At 40.9% G+C, this 18,132-nt stretch carries 16 protein-coding genes; 5 read left to right on the top strand and 11 right to left on the bottom strand.

What is annotated here, in order from left to right:
• Positions 1-235 precede the first annotated feature (235 nt).
• The 6 genes from ACE1ET_RS00660 to ACE1ET_RS00635 all read right to left on the bottom strand — a co-directional run bounded on the left by ACE1ET_RS00660 (position 236) and on the right by ACE1ET_RS00635 (position 7,345).
• A complete protein-coding gene (locus ACE1ET_RS00660; RefSeq protein ID WP_375726423.1) occupies positions 236-1,528 on the bottom strand; it encodes a nucleotide disphospho-sugar-binding domain-containing protein in 1,293 nt (430 codons plus the stop codon).
• Positions 1,525-2,136 (bottom strand): TetR/AcrR family transcriptional regulator, encoded by a 612-nt coding sequence (locus ACE1ET_RS00655; RefSeq protein WP_375726422.1) that lies wholly within the window; start codon positions 2,134-2,136, stop codon positions 1,525-1,527. Before ACE1ET_RS00655 ends, ACE1ET_RS00660 begins: the two co-directional genes overlap by 4 nt.
• A gap of 210 nt (positions 2,137-2,346) precedes the next feature.
• Positions 2,347-3,651 carry a S28 family serine protease gene (locus ACE1ET_RS00650; RefSeq protein WP_375726421.1) on the bottom strand — a complete coding sequence of 435 codons (1,305 nt, stop codon included), beginning with the start codon at positions 3,649-3,651 and terminating at the stop codon, positions 2,347-2,349.
• Positions 3,652-3,688: 37 nt separating this feature from the next.
• Positions 3,689-3,982, bottom strand: coding sequence for a 4Fe-4S dicluster domain-containing protein (locus tag ACE1ET_RS00645; protein WP_375726420.1), 294 nt, complete (start codon positions 3,980-3,982; stop codon positions 3,689-3,691).
• Positions 3,979-5,922, bottom strand: a complete 1,944-nt coding sequence (locus ACE1ET_RS00640; protein WP_375726419.1) for an FAD-dependent oxidoreductase — start codon at positions 5,920-5,922, stop codon at positions 3,979-3,981. Before ACE1ET_RS00640 ends, ACE1ET_RS00645 begins: the two co-directional genes overlap by 4 nt.
• Positions 5,909-7,345, bottom strand: a complete 1,437-nt coding sequence (locus ACE1ET_RS00635) for a sodium:solute symporter family protein (RefSeq protein WP_375726418.1) — start codon at positions 7,343-7,345, stop codon at positions 5,909-5,911. Before ACE1ET_RS00635 ends, ACE1ET_RS00640 begins: the two co-directional genes overlap by 14 nt.
• Before the next feature lie 238 nt (positions 7,346-7,583).
• On the opposite strand from ACE1ET_RS00635, the gene ACE1ET_RS00630 reads away from it, so the two are divergent.
• On the top strand, positions 7,584-8,036 hold the full coding sequence (locus ACE1ET_RS00630; protein WP_375726417.1) for a NanQ anomerase/TabA/YiaL family protein: 453 nt from the start codon (positions 7,584-7,586) through the stop codon (positions 8,034-8,036).
• A gap of 164 nt (positions 8,037-8,200) precedes the next feature.
• On the opposite strand, the gene ACE1ET_RS00625 is transcribed toward ACE1ET_RS00630, so the two are convergent.
• Entirely contained in the window at positions 8,201-9,295 is a 1,095-nt protein-coding gene (locus ACE1ET_RS00625; RefSeq protein WP_375726416.1) for a periplasmic heavy metal sensor, read from the bottom strand.
• 254 nt (positions 9,296-9,549) lie between these two features.
• Between ACE1ET_RS00625 and ACE1ET_RS00620 the strand changes: the two genes are divergently transcribed.
• The 4 genes from ACE1ET_RS00620 to ACE1ET_RS00605 all read left to right on the top strand — a co-directional run bounded on the left by ACE1ET_RS00620 (position 9,550) and on the right by ACE1ET_RS00605 (position 12,209).
• Complete coding sequence (locus ACE1ET_RS00620) at positions 9,550-9,717, top strand: DUF362 domain-containing protein (protein ID WP_375726415.1); 168 nt, start codon at positions 9,550-9,552, stop codon at positions 9,715-9,717.
• Positions 9,718-9,833: 116 nt separating this feature from the next.
• Complete coding sequence (gene porQ, locus ACE1ET_RS00615) at positions 9,834-10,844, top strand: type IX secretion system protein PorQ (protein WP_375726414.1); 1,011 nt, start codon at positions 9,834-9,836, stop codon at positions 10,842-10,844.
• Between the two features lie 228 nt (positions 10,845-11,072).
• Positions 11,073-11,414 (top strand): potassium channel family protein, encoded by a 342-nt coding sequence (locus tag ACE1ET_RS00610; RefSeq protein ID WP_375726413.1) that lies wholly within the window; start codon positions 11,073-11,075, stop codon positions 11,412-11,414.
• A 57-nt stretch (positions 11,415-11,471) separates the two neighbouring features.
• Entirely contained in the window at positions 11,472-12,209 is a 738-nt protein-coding gene (locus tag ACE1ET_RS00605; RefSeq protein ID WP_375726412.1) for an acyl-[acyl-carrier-protein] thioesterase, read from the top strand.
• Here ACE1ET_RS00605 and ACE1ET_RS00600 read toward each other — a convergent pair.
• The 4 genes from ACE1ET_RS00600 to ACE1ET_RS00585 all read right to left on the bottom strand — a co-directional run bounded on the left by ACE1ET_RS00600 (position 12,203) and on the right by ACE1ET_RS00585 (position 17,876).
• Positions 12,203-14,071: an ABC-F family ATP-binding cassette domain-containing protein gene (locus ACE1ET_RS00600; protein WP_375726411.1), complete on the bottom strand. Its 1,869-nt coding sequence runs from the start codon at positions 14,069-14,071 to the stop codon at positions 12,203-12,205. The two genes, ACE1ET_RS00605 and ACE1ET_RS00600, sit on opposite strands and share 7 nt — an antisense overlap.
• A 158-nt stretch (positions 14,072-14,229) precedes the next feature.
• Entirely contained in the window at positions 14,230-15,936 is a 1,707-nt protein-coding gene (locus ACE1ET_RS00595; protein ID WP_375726410.1) for an acyl-CoA dehydrogenase family protein, read from the bottom strand.
• A gap of 24 nt (positions 15,937-15,960) precedes the next feature.
• Positions 15,961-16,980, bottom strand: a complete 1,020-nt coding sequence (locus tag ACE1ET_RS00590; protein WP_375726409.1) for an electron transfer flavoprotein subunit alpha/FixB family protein — start codon at positions 16,978-16,980, stop codon at positions 15,961-15,963.
• 23 nt (positions 16,981-17,003) lie between these two features.
• Complete coding sequence (locus tag ACE1ET_RS00585; protein ID WP_375726408.1) at positions 17,004-17,876, bottom strand: electron transfer flavoprotein subunit beta/FixA family protein; 873 nt, start codon at positions 17,874-17,876, stop codon at positions 17,004-17,006.
• Positions 17,877-18,132: the final 256 nt, after the last annotated feature.

Here is an 18,132-nt window from a genome sequence, read left to right as displayed (position 1 = left end):
TCCATCCTTTTTTTAAAACACTAAAAATTAAGAATATAAATAGAGTACAAAATAAAGTCAAAATCTATTAAAGATGATGTTATACATGGTGTATGACCCCGGATGGGGTCACATATTTGTAGCATGGTACAAGCTACAAATATTGGACTCCTATCGGAGTCCTACCGTATTTTGCCAAGCATTAAAAGTCTGTCGTAGCGTTTTCGCTACGTCAGACCACAGGAAGTATCAGCATTCATTCAACAAGAGCAACTATGTTATGTTCCTTATGTGCCAAAACCTTATTTTCAATTTCAAGTAAAACAGCATCCATTCCCGGATTTTCCAAAATCTCCTTTTGTATTTTGACAGCATTTATTTTAAAATCAGGATCATTTAAAATTCTTTCTATTGCTTTCTTTATTTTATAGGGTTTTGATTCGGATGAAAGTTTGATTCCACAGCCTTTCATTTCAATTTTTATGGCATTGTCCTTTTGATCCCTGCCCATTGGCAAACAGATCAGGGGCACCCCATTTGCCAAAGCTCTCATAACTGTTCCATGTCCGGCATGAGTAATTACGATATCAGCATGTGGGAATACCTGAGAATGTTGCACCGAATTCACCAGTTTTACATTTTCAGGGACGTCAAAGTTAAAATTCTCCATAGCCAGTCCCAATGTTACCAAACCCTTAACCGGCAAATCCTTCAAAGCACTGATGCAATTTTGAACAGCTACCAGCTGATTTTGAAAGGTTGAAGAAAATGAGATAACGATCAATGGGCTCTTTTCCTTTTTGTCCCATGGATATTCCCATTTTTCAGATTGCGTCCAGTCCGGATCATCGAGTACAGGTCCTGCATATCTTACATTCTCAGGTGCCGGATCTATCGGGACATCAAAACTCTTTAACGTCTGGATGATCCTCATATCCGCCATATTCAATAAATCAATCGTATTGTTTAAAAGCGGTAACCCAAGCCCTGATCGGATTTTATTCAATGAAGGTTTGAATTCATTGAATTTTGAGATCATTAGTTTCCCTAAAATCCGATCCCGCATTTTGGTAAGAATTCCGGTACCCGGTTTCAGTCCCATATTTCCAGGCGGTCTGTTCGGACCCGGCATATACTCGGGCATATGAAATATCAACATTTTTGGAATATCAAGGAATTCTCCGGCAATTAAAGCAGGAAAGAGCAGAATATCAACCATCAGCACATTGACAGCCTGCCGCCTGGCAACGGTAATAGTCTGATCAATAACCGTTTCTGCCGGTCCGAATATCACACGCTCGAAAATTGGATTCTTAAACAAGGTTGCACTATGATCCCGCAGAAAATCTTCCTTCCTGTCTTTTTTGATAAAATAATCCGTGAATGGAATGAAATTACATTTCATAGCCTTAACAGCCCGCTCTAAGCATGGTTCAGCCAACACATTAACTGAGTGCCCTCGTTGGATTAATTTTTTGATCACACCAAATGTTGGTGGCACATTACCTCCTCCATCAATCATCACAAAAAGAAAATTCAGTTTTTTCATTTTTTATCGCTTTTAGTATGAAGCGAAATAAGACCTTCAACCATCTTTTTAAAGACAGCCAGCGTTTGTTCCTCGCCCATCTTAAGGTCTTTTCGCATTAATTTCCATAAATATATCTCTGTGCAAGCGATAAATGCGGTAAGGTCTGTTTCATAATGTGAAGTATCCGGTTTGGGTAAGTAAGGAGCAAACATCCGGGCACACCACTCCCTGTGTTTTTTTCTTCCCTCTTCCCCTATTTTTCTGGCAATATCCAGTTCTGGCTCAAGATTTATGGTACGAACAGCTGCTTCTCCCATCGATTCGTAATTCGAAAGTAAGGTCTGTAGGGTCTGATCCACATCTCCCACTATCACCGTTTCTCTTCCGTGCATAATATCAGGTGCATCTAAAGAAACACATTCTTCCAGCAGCATTTCCTTTGAACCAAACTTTCGCAAAATGGTACGGATAGTAACACCTGATTCTTTTGCGATCATTTCAAGCGTAATATCCTTTAAAGAATGTTTGGTCCACAAAAGACCTACAGTTTTTATAATCTTGTTTTTGGTATTTCCTGCTTCCTTAGCCCGGCGAGTATTATTATAGGAACGTTTATCATTATTCATGTCACAAATATAGACATTAATATAATTAATGTCAACGAAAGTGTCATTAATATTGTAAAATTCGAATTTCCAGTGTAATAAAAATGCGTTTAGATAATATTTAAATCTGACTAAAACTCAATCTATAATAGGGATCCAAATGATTTAATTCGCAAATATCTATATAAAAGGACTCCCGAAAAATTTTTGCACATAGTTATTTTTTGGGATCTACCGTATATCTGAATTCACAATTTTAAATCCAAGCCATCTTTCAAGTGTGGATCTGTATTTTTCCTTTTCTTCCGGTGTCATCTCTTTATAACGTGCTGAACCATGGTTTTTACCTTTCATAAAAAACCATACAGCATCTACTTTATCAGAAGGTTGTATAGCAGAACCGGTCCATGTATCGCTGGAACCATACACATACATCAGTCTGTTTCCTTTTGTTTTTGCCCAACTATGAACTGCCTTCAGTACGGAACCATCAAATTTAACCGGAATATTTTGTGGTACAATTGCAGCGTTCGGATGGGGATAAACAGGTAATACCTTCAGGTCCTCTTTAAACCTTTCGGTACGGTAACCGTAATATCCCAGTTGAGTTGCAGACTGGTAATAATGTGGCAAAAAATAATCTATGTCACTATCGCTGAACAACCGAATATTACTAACCTTAATAAAATATTTCACAGCAGACAAAAGTGAACAGGTATCTGCCGGAATTTCATCGCATGGTGAACCATATTGCCAGAATGCAAAAGGATATTCCAACACTGCATATTCAAAAGCGCCTTCCAGTCCAAGATAATTGAATTTCAGCCCGGCACCTTCGCTGTACATTTCAAGTAATGGTAAAATCTCACTACGATGATGAAACATGCGTTTCTGAAACAGGAATATATTTTCCCTGCACTGGTCAGTTCCAACTGTATCCAGAAATGTATAAAGACTCTTTTCTTCCAATTCAGTATTTATCGGCGCCACATAAGGAATTGCTGCATCAACATCATCGGGGAAAAAATACTTATAAAAGATAACAGTTGCTCCGCCCTTACTGATACCTGTACTTACCCATTTTCCTTTGTATATCTGTTTCATCAGTTCATTTATATGATGCAGATCTGCTGTGGCCTGTTCAATGGTCAGATATTTATAATCCATGGAATCAGGCAAGCTTTCACCAAAAAACCTGTGTTCCACAGATAACTGATTAGCATCCAGCAATTGCGTCACTTCACTTACATATACGCTTCTCTGGCTATAACCCGAGATATACATCACCATGGGTTTATCAAATCCCTTATGCGAAAGAAACGCCCGCTGGTAAAAAACACCTTTTTCCGGATGTTCATGATCCAGAAACTGTTTAATATGTAACTCATAGCTTTGGGAAAAATCTCCCCTTGTCGGTATTTCTCTGAACACGACATCAGGTAAATCATATAATGCATATTCCAATGAATTATTCTGTGCTCTTAACGGAGCTGCAAATCCCAACACAACCATCAAGCCAATAAAAATATGTTTCATATATTTTCGTTTTATTACATCAAAATTTCTAATTACGTTATTTATGTTTCCCAAGCTTTTCTTTTTCTATCCAATGAACCCTGTTCATTAACGGATGTTGTAACTTTATTGCTCCTTCCACAGGGCATACTACCACGCAATTACCACAATACCAACATTCGCCGGGGTAAAGAACCAAGGGCGCTTTCTTTAAAGTATCAGGATTGGGCACAAAAATATCTACCTGACATATTTCCATGCATTTTTTACAGCCTATACACAAATCTTCATTAATTATAATTGGCTTAGCTACCGGCATTTCGGGGATCAGATCCAAACGCATATTGCTCATGACTTACTGCTTTTATAATCGGGATTATTTCGTTCGTAATTTTCTTTCAGGTCACCAAAGAAATCCACTGCCAGATCTCTTACATTTACTGTTTCATCCTTTTGTTTAATCACAATCAGCTTTTTATCCCTCTCGGTTTCTTTCTTTTCATTGTCGCCTCTTTCAAAACACAATGGTTTGGAGCTAACACGTCGTTGAAGTGAAGCATGCAGAATCATCTTAGAAACAGTAAGAATATCAAATACCTCCAGTAGTCGTATCAACTCGTGAGGATTATAGGCAAACGTGTTTGGCACGATATGTTTTTCATATTCTTCCAATCTCAATAAACCCGTCTGAATAAGATCATCGTATTTTATACCACCACAATAATTCTGCATTGTTTTGGCGATACCTTCATTCAACTCTTTCCAGCCAATGGCACTATCCGGGTTATTATACACCGGAGCATAAACCCGCTTTTTTTCATCTTCTATCTGGCTGCGCACTGGTTCTGTCAAGTCTGTCTTCATTGCATAATCAGATGCATGACGACCTGCATAATTTCCTGTTGCAGCTGCATGGCCATAACAGTTGGACGCATAAAGTGCATCACCTGCAACATATAAACCTTCAAGACTGGAAGCCAGTTTCCAGTCGTTCAGGAAACCGCCTGGCAACCCAAATAACTGTCTTTCCTGAGGTGAAAAACTAGCTGATGTCCAGCCGGTTCCGTAACACTGTAACACATGTTTTTCAGGATCAAATCCGGCTTTCCTATAATTTTCGTAAACCGGTACCTTTGTTTTACCCTCTTCACCAACCATCATACCCCAAATGATTTTGCGTTCTGTTTCCGGCAGATTTGTTAAATCAGCATAAAAGGGGAGCTTATAACCTTCTTTCAGGAGTTTTGAAAATGGTATTGTTTCTGGTCCTTCAATGCCATAACTGGGTTCATCCACAGAACCTCCTTTCATAAAAAAGTGTTGTCCTTTAGCTGGATAAAAACGTTCTTCCACAGTTTTAAGCAAATTACCATCCCTGTCCACATAAGGTACCTCTTTCCCTGTGGCATCAATCAGGGATGTACCATACCAGGTATTATGATTATTTCCTGCACCATAAGGCGGATAACTTCTACCGGCCGCAGAAAACTCTGCACCAACCGATTTTTCCATCATAGTAAACTCAGCACCTGCTCTCCATCCCATAGCATGCCCATCACCAACACACTGTGTTGGTCTGAATTCAGACAATCCGGTATGCGCAGAAGAGAATAACCAAATACGTGCAGGCCTCGACATACACATAATACTGGCTTTTGCCCGGAACACAAAAAACTTTCCTGTTCGCGTATGGATACCGGTTGCCCCAATGCACCTTGCACCCTGAACACCATTTTCAGTCAACAGCGAAGTAATCATTACGCGATCAACAATTTTTACATTTAGCCTTTTTAGTTCATTGTACATGGCTGGTTTAAACGTTGTACCCCAAATGCGCAACGTAAATTTATTCTGATAATCATATGCAAACATAAATTTTGTACTGTCATCGCGAAAAGCCGCACCAATAAACTCATCTTCCGTATCCCGGATTTTTCCTCCCATCTTTTCAATATCCAGAAGGCGGTCGTAGCCCTCGCGACATTCAATGTAATGGGAAATACCATTGTTATAGCCATCATTATCGTCGAGCATAGCCTGTGTCAGTTCCTCCGGTGTAACTTTAGAACATGGATTGGTAGCAGCGGATTCCCAGTGATCACAACCCGATCCCCCGGCACCGCTCATTTTTGTAGCGCCCTTTTCCACAAGTACTACATTCTGCCCCTTTTTTGCGGCAGCAATGGCAGCCATACATCCGGCTATACCTCCACCCAGGATCAGAATATCAGCGTCAACAGACTCTTCTATGTCCCATTCCAAATCGTAAGGCCAGTTATTATGCATACTCATATTTTTGTTTATCAGTTATACTAACTACAATTAAAACTATTAACGATGCAAAATAGGCGTAAAACAATCCCATATCCGGGTTGACCCAATTTGCAAGAGGTCCCGGAATGCCAGCTAAAAAGGATCCCACACCAATTACACCTCCTGTAAACAATGCTGCAACAGCACCCTTTTTCGTAGCGCCCTTCCATAACACACCTGCCAGCAATGGCACCAGCAGACTTCCCATATAAGGATAGTTGAATATAATAATAGCATCCAGAATATTTGTCACCTTAAAAGACAAAAGTATACCTGCTACTGCACTTAATCCAACCGCAAGCCTTGAAATGAGTTTAGCTTTGGGCAGATCATCGAGTTTAACTTCCGGGTTCAGAAAACGGTTATACAAATCACGTGAAAATGTCGCCCCCATTGCCACCAGTAATCCTGAAGCACTGGACATGGCAGCTCCAAGCATGGCAGCAATTACAACACCAGCAAACACCGGATTCAGTGACTGAATAACCATGGCAGAGAACACTCCCTCTTTGGCATTAGGTACAATATAATGACCGATGGCACCTATCAATGACGCCAGAGTTCCGATAATGATTACTACGATGCCGGCAATTATACAACCCCATTTGGCCGTCCATGCATTTTTAGCCGACTGATACCTTATATAAGCATCGTACGATACAGAAATTGCTATTAAAAAAGGTATGACCAGATAAACAAATTTGGCAAACATTCCCGCAGGGATAAACGGTGTGTTCATAACAGATACCAGTAAGATACCTTTCTCTTTCAACAATAATGCAGATGCAATGGCAAGCACGGGAATACTTACAATAATGACAAAAGTATGAATGGAATCGGCAATGGCCACACCCCACATACCTCCAAGTGTACTGTAAATTAAAATTACAATGGCACAAATAATAACACCGGTATAAAATGGTATGCCAAAAGCTGACAGAATACTTCCGCAAGCCAAAAGCTGAGCTACAAAAATGCCCAGTAAACTTGGCACATTACTGGCCCATGCCCAAACACGTACCCATTTATTTCGCCCATAGCGTAGTTCGTAAAAATCCAATGGTACAAAGCTGTCTTTTTTTCTTAATTTTCCTGCAATAAATATTCCGGCCAGGATCAGACCACCACCACATCCCAGGGCATACCACATTCCGGGCCAGATCCCCATGGTTTCTCCATTGGCTGATCCTCCAAGAATAATTCCGGCACCAATCTGCACTGCTGACAAAGTAGCTATAGTAAAAACAAGATTCAGTTTTTGTCCTGCAATCAGATAATCCGAAGCCCTTTTGTTCTTCCTCGAAGCATATATGCCCGCCAGAATTAAAATAGCAAAATAAATACAACAGATAATTATTACAATAGATGGATCATGCATTCTGTATACAACAATTAAATTCATTCCCTGAAGGAAATGAAACAGCTTTCGGCACAAGATACTAAAAATTAGAGTTGAAAACTTTCCTAACGATTAGAATAATTGTTCAAAAAACTGTCACTTTTTGAACCATATTTTCATATTAAAATTTATACTTAAAAGCCGCTCTTTAAGTCATAAAAATAAATACAGCCAACACTTTTCATTCACATTTTATACTTCATAAAACTAAAACCCTACCTTTGAAAAAAATAAATAAACCATGATTGCAGATAAACTTTCCAACGCCCCCTTATATTACACACTGGGAGAACGCATAAAAAGAGGACTTGAGTACATTCAGAAAACAGATTTCAGCCTGTTCGAAGATGGTAAATATACCATTGATGGTGATACCATTTTTGCAGCGGTGAGTCATTACAGCACCAAACCTATTGAAGAAGCAAAAACAGAGAACCACAGGAATTATATCGACATTCAGTATGTGGTAAAAGGCAATGAAAAAATAGGTTATGCACCGTATAAAGGTCAAAAACCATCTGTGGGATACAATCCTGAAAAAGATGTGAGTTTCTACAATTGTCCGGTATCACTCATCATGATGAATGAAGGCAGTTTCGCCATCTTTTTTCCGGATGATATTCATACACCTGGTGTTGCCATTGATGAACCGGAGAATGTAATGAAAGTTGTTGTAAAAATCAGAGTGGATTAATCCCTTTCCACTAATATAAAAAGGTTGCCTCTCAGCAACCTTTTTCTACGTGTTTATTCATGTGTCTCAGAAATTATCTGAGTTTGGTATAGTATTCGAACAGAATGAAAACATGGAAAGGGGCTCCCGAAAGGAAGTCCCATTTCACCCTATATTATATGAAACTAGATTCTGAATCCACTTCCCCGACCTTGCATAAAAGGTTTTGAAAGCAGAACTTTTTCTTTTTCCTCAGGTGACAGTTGTTTCAATACCTCCACCCGTGCATTTACACGTGTTTTCATGACCTGAGCTTTCAGTTTCGCAATCTCATCAATGTTTTTGTTCACATCTTTCATGTTAACCTGATCCACAGAAAGCAGAGTTCTTTGTTTCACCTGTAACTCATTGATCTGATTTCTCAGATCACGTGTCTGTGCCGAAACTGCAAGCATATTTTTCTGCAGAAGATCTTTGGTTTCTTCTGATAATATTACCCGCGGACTTATCCCTCTTCCCTGACGAACTCCGTTTCCACGTCCGGCGAAACCACGGTTTCCTCCTTTCATGCCACCTCTGAAATTCTGTCCATGAGCCATACCATTGCGCATGCCCATACCGTTTCCATGAAATCCTTCCCCGGTACAACTACCTTTCATTGCCATACCATTGTTAAATCTCTGGCCATTACCACGACCTAAATCATGACCATTGCCGGGACCGGGATGCTGTCCATCAGCACGACCCGCAAACTGGCCGTTGCCACGTCCCTGGCCGTTGCCTTTGCCCATTCTTCCCTGCTGACCGTTCATTTTACCAGGTCCGAATCCCTGACCATTACGTTGACCTCTTGCTGTTGGACAATCACCGGGAAGGATCTTTTTTACCTCAACCCTGAATGATGCATTGGATTTGGCAAGCTGCGCCTGCAGTTTAGCAATCTCGTCAACGTTTTTATCAATGGCTTTGATATCAGGATTTGCTGCTTCAACCATCGTTTTCTGTTTTGCCTTTTTAGCTTCCAGATCTAATCGCAGCTTTTGTACTTCAGTCCTGTGATCTTCCTGTAAAGAATTCAAAGTTGCTTTTTGCTCATCGCTTAAAGCGGGACAATCTGCAAACTGTGCTGCACCAAAATTCTGGCCTCTGCCCTGTCCTGCCTTTGGTCCGTTCTGAACACAAGTGTTTGGTCCGCGCTTATTAAAATTCTGCGCCTGCACCATGAATGTTCCTGTAAGTAATAATCCAAGTGCTAATGGAATAATTTGTTTTGTTTTCATTCTGCAATTCTTTTTAAACGTTTTCGGATTTTTGACATTCGAATTGAAGGAACTATTCCAATTTCCTGCTGAGCGTAAAAACATTTAACATTTATGAGACCTTCTACAACACGCTGTAACGCGCTTATATTAACACATTTAAAATTCTATATATAATGATTCTAAAAAATATATTTTTAACAATTTGAAGTGGAATTTTAAATTAATAAGTCTAAATTTGTCGCTCCGATTATAACTTAAAAATTAGATAAATTATGGCTTACGTAATTAATGATGATTGCATTGCTTGTGGATCATGTCTTGATGAATGTCCTACTGAAGCTATTGCCGAAGGTGATATTTATACTATAGATGCAGATGCCTGTACCGATTGTGGTACATGTGCTGATGTTTGTCCGACTGATGCTATTCATCCTGCATAGTGCAATCTAAAAAATTTATAAGCCGCTTCGAGGAATTGAAGCGGCTTTTTTTATATTTGTTCACGAACATAAAAATAAATACGGAACCATTGCGTTTCAAGATTAAAATAAAACCCATGAGGTTTCTGCTGATTGCTTTATTTACTTTATTCGGTCTTTCAGGCTGGGCTCAGAAAGGTGAAAACACATACGAATTCCTAAACCTGCCGGGTTCTGCACACACCGGTGCACTGGGAGGTACAAATGTGTCCCTTCAGGATGTGGATCCATCTATGGCTTTAGGAAATCCGGCACTTTTACGCGATACAATGCATAACAATCTGGCCGTCAACTATGTCAATTACATTGCGGATATAAATTTTGGCTACGCCACCTATTCCAGAGATTATAACGCTTTCGGAACATTTGCTTTAGGTGTTCAATACATCAACCAGGGAAATTTTGACGGCTATGATGAACTGGGCAATTTTACAGGCAATTTTGTGGCACAGGAAACAGCACTCAGCCTCATATGGAGTTATCCCATCAGTTCCAAATGGAATGGCGGTCTTGCTTTTAAACAGGTGTTCTCTGCTTTTGAACAGTATTCATCCTATGGCATCCTGTTTGATGCAGGTATTAGCTATCTGAATAATAATTTCTCAGCCGGACTGGTGTTTAAGAATTTTGGAACACAGGTAAAAACATATACTGAAGATAATTTTGAGCCCATGCCCTTTGAAATACAGATGGGTTTTACGCAAAAGCTGAATCATGCACCTCTCCGTTTTTCATTGACTGCCAATCATATTCAGATGCCGGATCTGACTTATGAATCAGGACTGGATAAATATTCAAATCCTTTGTTAACAGAAACAGATAACGGACCTACTGTCGGCGCAAAGGTATTACGGCATGTTGTATTTGGAGTTGAATTTGTACCCTCCAAAAATCTTTATGTGGCAGCAGGTTATAACTTTCAACGCCGGCATGAATTAGGCATTGAAAATGCCATGTCAACCGTTGGTTTTTCCTGGGGATTTGGCGTGAAGATCAGTAAGTTTCGAATCAGCTATGGTTCGGCCCGTTATCATCTGGCAGGAACCAGTAACCATATTTCTATTGCAACAAATCTGAGTAGTTTCTAAAACTTTATCTGGTCATATTATTGTAATCTACCCACTTACACTAACAGAATAAGCTATCCTACGCTCAGTTCTTAAAAGCCTGGACCGGTTAATACGCCAAAAGCGATTCCAATTGAAAATGCTTTTCAAAATTGGACGTCAGCGTTAATCTTCGAAAGTATTCTGCACTTATCTGCAATTGCCGGAACAACCCTTTTTTCTATACCTTCGCAACAAAAAGCTAAAATCATGTTTTTTCTGATCCGACATATCATTGACTTCCTGAAAATAAAACCGTACCGGAACCTCACCATTGCCACGTTCACCGTTCTTCTGAACGGAACTTTTATCTATCACTTTGTAGAACACTGGAAATGGTTGGATTCACTTTACTTTTCTGTGATGACACTAACTACGGTCGGCTACGGAGACTTTGTACCACAAACGGCCTTTGGTAAGATCTTTACCATGGTTTATGTATTAACCGGTATCGGCATTATCTTTGGGTTTATCAATTCATTTTACCAACACAGGACCAATAAAATGAAGGAAGTAGCTGAGAAAAGATCGAAAAATAACTTAAAAAAATAAGTTTGATCCGGATGATATACCCTGTATTTGTTAGTTTTAACCTGAAAAAATAAACGCATGGATTCCACACTACAAATTCTTGAAAAACAGTTTACAATTAATCCCAAGGATGTCGATTTTCGTTGCACTTTAAAAGTAAGTTCTCTTATCAATTATTATATTGAGGCTGCATGGAATCATGCAGAGGCTTTAAACCTGGGATTCAGCCATCTGACTCCTTTAGGATTAGCGTGGGTATTAACACGTTTAAAATTTATCATACACTCTGTACCAACCTGGCCCGGTGAATTAGTCCTGGAAACCTGGCCCAAGGGTATGGACAGGATACAATACATAAGAGATGCTGATATAAAAGACGGTAATAATAAAGCTGTTGCATCCATCACAAGTACCTGGATGATCATTGATGCAAAATCCAAAAGACCGAAAGTTCACCTGAAGGATGAGGAGTTATTATATAGACTAAAAGACAAACATGCAGTGAATGAAACAATTCCGGCTTTATCCTTTTCTGGCGAACCGGAATCGGTTACAACCTACACTGTCAGATACTCCGATGTAGATATGAATCATCATTTAACCACTCTACGCTATCTGGAATTTATGTTCGACACCTATTCGGAAGCCTTTATCCTCAAAAACCAGCCAAAAGAAATAACCGTAAATTTTCTAAGAGAAGTAATGTTTGGATCCAGGCTTGAGATGAAACGCTTTATCTCAGATAACTACCATGGATTCGAATTACTGAATGCGGATACAGGAACTGTAAGTTTCCGAGGCGAAATTGTTTACTGATCCTTCTCACTCAGTTCAAGCCAGCGCATCTCTGCCTCATCCAGTTCATCCATGATGGACTGAATCCGGTTCGATTTCTCCATCAACTCGTCATTGCCTAAATTTCCTGAACTCAGGGCCGATTCGATCTCTGTTTTTTCAGTTTCAAGCACACTGATTTTTTGTTCAAGCGCCTCCATTTCCTTACGTTCCTTCCACGTCAGCTTGTTGGTTGCTTTTTTAGGTTCAGGCTTTTTATCCGACTCTTTTTGTTTCTGTTCTTCCAGTTGTTCATGTCGCTGTTCTTCCTTTATTTTCTGACGAAATTCCGTATAGTTCCCGGGGAAGTCTCTGACAACGGCATTCCCTTCAAAAACAAACAGATGATCCACTACACTGTCCATAAAAAAGCGGTCGTGCGACACCACAATCAGTGATCCCTGAAAATCCTGCAGATAGCTCTCCAGAATTCCCAGTGTCATGATATCGAGATCGTTAGTCGGTTCATCCAGAATCAGAAAATTCGGATTCTTCATCAGCACCGTCATCAGGTACAAGCGGCGTTTTTCCCCACCGCTCAGCTTTTCAACCAATACGTGGTGCATAGAGTTTGGAAACAGAAAATGGTTCAGATATTGAGCGGGAGTGACCTTATGCCCGTCACCCAGTTCAATGTGCTCTGATATATCTGTAATCACCTCAATCACCTTTTTACCAGCACTGAAATCCATACCATCCTGCCGGAAATAACCTATATTAATGGTCTCACCGGTATCAATAGTACCGGAATCCGCTTTCAATGCTCCCGTTAGAATATTCAGAAAAGTCGATTTCCCGGTTCCGTTCTCTCCAACGATTCCGAGCTTTTCGAACCGTGAAAATATATATGAGAAATCGTCCAGAATTGTAAGGCTTCCGAATGATTTACTGATATGCTTCAGTTCTATGATCTTCTTACCCATGCGAGAAGATTTCACGCGGATATCCACCTGATCCTCGTTGAACCGCTGCGAAGCTTTATCCTTCAGGTTATAGTAATTATCTATCCTGTATTTGGCTTTATGGCTACGGGCTTTTGGCATCCTGTTCATCCAGTCCTGCTCCGTGCGCAACAGATTCTGGGCTTTCTCCACTTCGGCTTTCATCACCTCTATGCGCTCTTCCCTTTTCTTAAGAAAATAACTGTAGTTGCCCTGGTAGGTATAAATGGTCTGATCCTCCAGTTCAATGATCTGGTTGCAGACACGATCCAGAAAATAGCGGTCGTGCGTCACCATAAACAGCGCTGCAGACATCCGTTGAAGGTATTCCTCCAGCCACTCAATCATATCCAGGTCCAGATGGTTGGTCGGTTCATCCAGGATCATCAGATCAGGTTCACTGATCAGAATTACGGCAAGTGCCAGTCGTTTTTTCTGGCCTCCGGAAAGCTGTCCCACTTTCTGCTCAAAACGTGGTATTTTCAGTTTGGTCAACACCTGTTTTATCCTGACTTCATAGTCCCAGGCTTTGGCCACATCCATGGCATCAACGGCTTTCTGAATACGGTCAGGATCATTGCTTTCAACAGCCTCTTCATAGTCCCTGACAATTGTTGCTGTTTTATTGCTGACATCAAACAACGTATCCACTACAGTCAGTTCCGGATCAAATTCTATATCCTGTTTCAGGTAACCGATGGTCACATCAGGTAACACATTCACAGTGCCACTATCCGCAATGTCAAGACCGGTAAGGATGTTCAGCAATGATGTTTTGCCGGTACCATTACGCGCTATCAGCGCCATTCGGCTGTCATCTGCTAGAGTAAAATTAATGGCATCAAACATTAATATCTCGCCCCAGTACTTGCTTAAATCCTTAACTTCTAACAGTGCTCCCATCTTAAAATTTTATGGTGCAAAGAAACAAAATAAATGTTAGGGACATCCGATTTGGGTGTCCCTAACATTTATTATTTCATTTAATTTAATTCAGTACCTAAGAAAACAAAAAACCCGGCTAAAATTAGCCGGGCTATAGACTTGAAAATTTTTCTCAATTAAGCAAACTTATAATTGCTCATCTGATCGATGCTGAAGTTTTCAATGAAATCAGCATGTTTGTGGTTTTCAGATTTCGCAAACTGCAGGAATACCTGGGCTGACCTTCTGAAACGGTCATCACGGTTGGTATCCAGTACAAGTAAGTAACTCATAATAATATTACCAGCCATTTCAACCAGACGACGCGCCTGGAAATCGAGGTATTCATTATCTTTCAATGCCTGTACCTTGTTGACAGTTTTTTCGTATTCCTCTGTCATTCCAATCAGTGTACGGCGCATCGGGTGCAACTCAGGTACCAGATCCTGCATCTCGTATTCCCGCATCTGAGCCAGCAGACCGTGTGTTGTTACGCCACGGATGGCAGCCACCACCTGCAGCTGTGTCGTTCCCTCGTAAATAGAAGTGATACGGGCATCACGGTAAATTCGCTCCACCGGATAATCTTTCATAAAACCGGATCCACCATGAATCTGCACGGCATCGTAAGCATTCTGGTTACAGAACTCACTGGACAATCCTTTTGCCAGCGGTGTAAACATATCGGCCAGCTTCTGATATTTCTTCATTTCCGCACGCTCATCCTTTTCAAGTGAACGCTCTTCGGCAATGTGCATATATGTTTTATAAATATCCACAAAACGCGATGTTTCATATAACAGTGTTCTGGAGGCATCCAGTTTGGCTTTCATAATGGACAGCATCTCGTATACTGCCGGAAAATCCAGAATCGCCTTATCAAACTGCTGACGTTCCTTGGCATAAGCCAGTGCTTCCTGATATGCGGCTTCTGATACACCTACCGATTGGGCAGCAATACCCAGACGGGCACCATTCATAAGGGCCATTACATATTTTATGAGACCCAGGCGACGTGATCCAACCAGTTCTGCTTTGGCATTTTTAAAGACCAGTTCACAGGTTGGCGACCCTTTAATCCCCATCTTATTTTCGATGCGGCGCACAGAAACACCACCATCATTTTTATCGTATATAAACATAGACAATCCACGACCGTCTGTTGTTCCTTCCTCGGAACGGGCAAGCACAAGTGAAATATCACCATCACCATTTGTGATGAAGCGTTTTACACCATTCAGAATCCACTCGTCTTTCTTTTCATTATAAGTCGCTTTCAGCATTACAGCCTGAAGGTCAGAACCGGCATCCGGCTCTGTCAGGTCCATAGCCATGGTTTCTCCTGCACAAACACGGGGCAGATATCTTTCCTTCTGATCATCAGAAGCAAATTCATTTATGGTTTCAGCACAGTCCTGCAATCCCCAGATATTTACAAAACCGGCATCAGCACGCGATACGATGTCTGCTGCCATTATGTATGGTACTATCGGGAAATTCAGTCCGTTATACTGGCGAGGCAATGTAATCCCCATCAGACCAGCTTTAACCAGGGCGTCAATATTTTCGGCAGTTCCTTTGGCATACTGCACTCCATGATCTACCAGTTTGGGACCTTCAGCATCTACCGATTCTGCATTCTCTGCAATGATATCCGCACTGATCTCTCCTACAATTTTCAGCACCTCATCGTAGCTGTTCATAGCATCCTCGAAATCTATCGGGGCATAATCGAACTTATCTTTTTCAGTAAAATTTCTCTCTTTTAACGCCACAATTTTTTTCATCAGTGGATGGTCGAGATGAAACCTTAAATCGGGGTTATCTGTATAATAATTAGCCATTGTTTCAAAATTTAAGATTAAACCTTACTTGGTGTTTTGTTTGTAGTATTTGATCATTTTCGGGATGATGTTCTCCAGGTTCCCGTGAATGGCATAATCGGCAATGCGATTGATCGGTGCATTCGGATCATTATTAATTGAAATGATCATGGCACTTTCCTCCATTCCGGCAACATGCTGAATCTGCCCCGAAATACCGCAGGCAATATACAGCTTGGGCCTTACGGTAACACCGGTCTGTCCGATCTGACGGTCCTTTTCGCAGAAACCGGCATCAACAGCCGCTCTGGATGCACCGACCTCGGCACCAAGTACAGAAGCCAGTTCAAACAACAGATCGAAGTTTTCCTTTGAACCAACACCATAACCACCAGATACGATAATGGATGAGTTCTTGATATTTACTTTGGATTTCTCCATGTGGCGCTCAATGATTTTCACCACCAGATCTTCCTCTGAAAGCATTTTATCCACATCAATCTTCTGTGTCTTTCCTTTATAAATGTCAGAAACGATTTCTTTTTTCATCACCCCTTCGCGAACTGTAGCCATTTGCGGACGACAGTCAGGATTGATAATGGTTGCCACGATGTTTCCCCCAAAGGCAGGGCGAATCTGATACAGCAGGTTTTCATATGTTTTACCTGCCTTTTTATCCACATGTGGACCAATTTCAAGGGAGGTACAATCTGCTGTTAAACCACTGTGCAAGGCTGAAGAAACACGAGGCCCAAGATCGCGTCCCACACTGGATGCCCCCATAAGGCCAATCTGTGGCTTTTCTTCCTTAAACAGTTCAATCAATATTTTTGAATGCGGTAAAGTGGTGTACGGACTTAAACGTGGATCATCACCTACGTGAAGTACATCCACACCATATTTAAATACATACTTACCTACATTTTCCAGCTTTGATCCCAATGCTACAGCTTCGAGTTTACAGTTCAGCTCATTGGCGAGAGTACGTCCCTTGGTCAGTAATTCAAGGCTGACATCAGCCACGTGACCATCTTCTATTTCCAGATATACAAAAACGTTATTCATAATCCTGTGTTTTCTGATGAGGTTTAACCTATGGTATGATTCAGAATCAGTTCCTTCATCAGATCTTCGATATCTTCATCGTTCGAAGTAAGGATCTTAGATTCTTTAGCCTGAAATACAATGTTCTCAATTGTTTTCACCTTTGTTGGTGATCCGGATAAACCGAGTTGTTCCGATTCGGCTTTGATATCAGCAGCCGTCACTTCCTGAATATTCAGGTATGGTCTTTCGCTGTACATCACCATATAATCTTCATTCTCGTCCACACGTTCGGTAACCGTCTTGGCGTGTTTATATTTCATTAATAAACGGGCATTTCTCGGACGGCATGCAGCAGCTGAACTATTCACTGTAACCACTATTGGTAACGGACCTTCAACGGTTTCAACACCACGCTCCAGTCGGCGTTTAACAACAACCTTGCCCTTTTCGGCAGATAAAATCTCCTCTGAATAGGTTACCTGTGGAATGCCAAGTTTTTCAGCCACCTGCGGACCAACCTGTGCAGTATCACCATCAATTGCCTGACGCCCGGCTACGATCAGATCAAACGGCCCGATTTTTTCTATTGTTCTGGCCAGTGCATAAGAAGTGGCCAATGTATCAGAACCGGCAAAGGCACGGTCTGTCAACAGAAAACCATTGTCCGCACCACGGTATAAACCTTCACGGATAATTTCAGAAGCACGGCCCGGTCCCATCGTCAGGATGGAAACTGTGGCTCCGGCATACTTATCTTTTAATCGTAGCGCCTGTTCGAGTGCATTCAAATCTTCAGGATTGAAGATGGCTGGCAGAGCGGCCCTGTTTACGGTACCATCTGCTTTCATGGCATCTTTCCCAACATTTCTGGTATCGGGAACCTGTTTTGCCAATACGAGAATTTTTAAACCCATAATGTATCAGTTTTTTAAAAACAACACACAAAAATAGTCGCCTACCCATTTCAAGCAAGCTATCATAAGAGCACAAAGGACATGTTCTTTAGCATAAAATCCACACAACCTATATAATTATCTAAATATCTGCCTATTACATAAAACATGTACTTCTCATGGTTGGCCTGCAATACGTAGTTTATATCGATTCTGATTAAAGATAGGCGGCTGATACCGGTCGATACGAAAAAATAATCCGGTAGTTTGTATATCT

Source organism: Quyinboa mangrovi (assembly GCF_042219825.1).
Taxonomy (GTDB): domain Bacteria; phylum Bacteroidota; class Bacteroidia; order Bacteroidales; family UBA5342; genus JBHJHP01.
The sequence above is the reverse complement of the archived record's forward strand: the minus strand, read 5'-3'. Positions and strand labels throughout refer to the sequence as shown.

Coding starts and splice junctions, on each gene's coding strand:
- ACE1ET_RS00630 (WP_375726417.1), top strand. CDS start 7,584: ATGATTGCAGATAAACTTTCCAACGCCCCCTTATATTACACACTGGGA.
- ACE1ET_RS00600 (WP_375726411.1), bottom strand. CDS start 14,071: ATGGGAGCACTGTTAGAAGTTAAGGATTTAAGCAAGTACTGGGGCGAG.
- ACE1ET_RS00640 (WP_375726419.1), bottom strand. CDS start 5,922: ATGAGTATGCATAATAACTGGCCTTACGATTTGGAATGGGACATAGAA.
- ACE1ET_RS00585 (WP_375726408.1), bottom strand. CDS start 17,876: ATGGGTTTAAAAATTCTCGTATTGGCAAAACAGGTTCCCGATACCAGA.
- ACE1ET_RS00650 (WP_375726421.1), bottom strand. CDS start 3,651: ATGAAACATATTTTTATTGGCTTGATGGTTGTGTTGGGATTTGCAGCT.
- ACE1ET_RS00605 (WP_375726412.1), top strand. CDS start 11,472: ATGGATTCCACACTACAAATTCTTGAAAAACAGTTTACAATTAATCCC.
- ACE1ET_RS00655 (WP_375726422.1), bottom strand. CDS start 2,136: ATGAATAATGATAAACGTTCCTATAATAATACTCGCCGGGCTAAGGAA.
- ACE1ET_RS00635 (WP_375726418.1), bottom strand. CDS start 7,345: ATGAATTTAATTGTTGTATACAGAATGCATGATCCATCTATTGTAATA.
- ACE1ET_RS00645 (WP_375726420.1), bottom strand. CDS start 3,982: ATGAGCAATATGCGTTTGGATCTGATCCCCGAAATGCCGGTAGCTAAG.
- porQ (WP_375726414.1), top strand. CDS start 9,834: ATGAGGTTTCTGCTGATTGCTTTATTTACTTTATTCGGTCTTTCAGGC.
- ACE1ET_RS00660 (WP_375726423.1), bottom strand. CDS start 1,528: ATGAAAAAACTGAATTTTCTTTTTGTGATGATTGATGGAGGAGGTAAT.
- ACE1ET_RS00620 (WP_375726415.1), top strand. CDS start 9,550: ATGGCTTACGTAATTAATGATGATTGCATTGCTTGTGGATCATGTCTT.
- ACE1ET_RS00625 (WP_375726416.1), bottom strand. CDS start 9,295: ATGAAAACAAAACAAATTATTCCATTAGCACTTGGATTATTACTTACA.
- ACE1ET_RS00610 (WP_375726413.1), top strand. CDS start 11,073: ATGTTTTTTCTGATCCGACATATCATTGACTTCCTGAAAATAAAACCG.
- ACE1ET_RS00595 (WP_375726410.1), bottom strand. CDS start 15,936: ATGGCTAATTATTATACAGATAACCCCGATTTAAGGTTTCATCTCGAC.
- ACE1ET_RS00590 (WP_375726409.1), bottom strand. CDS start 16,980: ATGAATAACGTTTTTGTATATCTGGAAATAGAAGATGGTCACGTGGCT.